This window comes from Streptomyces sp. NPDC005070 (assembly GCF_053600395.1).
On record NZ_JBSFZS010000516.1, the window covers coordinates 1 to 1,388 of the forward strand.

At 67.7% G+C, this 1,388-nt stretch carries 1 protein-coding gene and 2 pseudogenes; 1 reads left to right on the forward strand and 2 read right to left on the reverse strand.

Features of this window, described 5'->3' with window-relative positions:
• Both ACWEBX_RS40740 and ACWEBX_RS40745 read right to left on the reverse strand, forming a co-directional pair.
• Window positions 1–85, reverse strand: a pseudogene (locus ACWEBX_RS40740) (TerB family tellurite resistance protein); the annotation flags it as partial.
• Window positions 86–290: 205 nt separating this feature from the next.
• On the reverse strand, window positions 291–791 hold the full coding sequence (locus ACWEBX_RS40745) for a hypothetical protein (RefSeq protein WP_451889727.1): 501 nt from the start codon (window positions 789–791) through the stop codon (window positions 291–293).
• A gap of 312 nt (window positions 792–1,103) precedes the next feature.
• Here ACWEBX_RS40745 and ACWEBX_RS40750 point away from each other — a divergent pair.
• A pseudogene (locus tag ACWEBX_RS40750) lies at window positions 1,104–1,388 on the forward strand (hypothetical protein); the annotation flags it as partial.

The following is a 1,388-nucleotide window of genomic DNA, read 5'->3' on the forward strand; positions in this document are numbered from 1 at the left end:
GCTGGGCCACACGCTGCCGCTCGGACGGGTCGATCGTGCCGTCCGCCGCCGCGACCAGGGCGCACATGGCCATGCTCGCGTTCCGCCCCAGCGAACGACGCCTTCCGGGGGGCGAGGATGTCACGGACGAACACGAGCTGGTTCGGGAAGAGTCCGCCCCGTTGGTCTGAGGGGTGGAGCCGGGGCGGATCTGGACTGCCGTCCCCGAGGCGAGGTTGGACTCGACCGGCCCGTTCCGGATCGTTTCGGGGTGGCGCCAGCCGACGACGACGTCACTCCCGCGAATCTGGTCAAGTAACCCGATCGACAAAGCTCTCTTCGCCGCGGGCGACTTCGTTGCCGGGCATCGCGCGGTCATCGAACCGTGCTCCGCCGGCAGAAATCTCGAATCCGGAGGACTCGTCCCACGGAACCGCCCCCCACAGGTCCACCACTGCAGCCCAAATGCGGTACACCAAGGCCCAGTCGGGATTGTCCCCGCAGAGGGTGACGGTGGCGAGCAGGTCACTTCCCCAGATACCCCACTCGTCATCGGGTGACGCGGCAATCACACTCTCCGCGATCTCGGCTACGCCGACGTGCACTTCCAGTGTCAGCAGGTCAGCGACGGCGCCAACGCCGTCACTGCTGCCTGTGCCGAGTCTGAACGCGGCCACCCAGTCCTCGAACGGCCCCAACCACTCTCCCCACAAACCGGCACCGCTCTTCAGCAGGTGGTCCAGCAAGCAATCGAGCGCCTCGTCACCTCTCTCTTCTCCGGAGCGGCAGAAGAAGCTGAGTCGGTAGGCCACGATTCCCTCGTCGTCCGTGCTTGATCGGAAGGTGTTTCCAGTTGGCCATCATGCACGCCGCACCCACAAGCGCGATCGGCGGAGTCCAATGGCCCAGCCCAAGGGGTTCATCGGCTGTGCCGCCCTTGGGCGTGATGGGCATCGGGCCCCGGTGCTCGGCCTGGCCTGCCGGTATGCACGCTGATGTGCTCAGGCGCGTACGGATGAACGTGCCAGGGAAGGACCGCGTGTCGTGGCGGGGCGGCTGGGGTGGGGCTGACGCTTGGGCCGGGCGGTCGTCGGTCGGCGACCGGGATCAGGAGGCTGAAGCGCATGCTTGTTCTGGGCCGCTCGCAGGTCGAGTCCCTGCTCTCCATGGACTCGCTGATCAACGCCCTGGCCTCGGCAATGGCGGACCTCAGCTCGGGCCGTGCCTCGGTGCCCGACCGCGTCGCCGCCCTGGTGCCCGAACGGGACGGATTCCTGGCGGCCATGCCAGGTTTCCTGCCGTCGGCCAGGGTGCTCATGACCAAGCTGGTGTCGCTCTTCCCGCACAACGACGGGGCCACCGGTAGACGGCGGCCAGGTGGTGATCGAGGGGCAGTTCGTCCTGGAGCT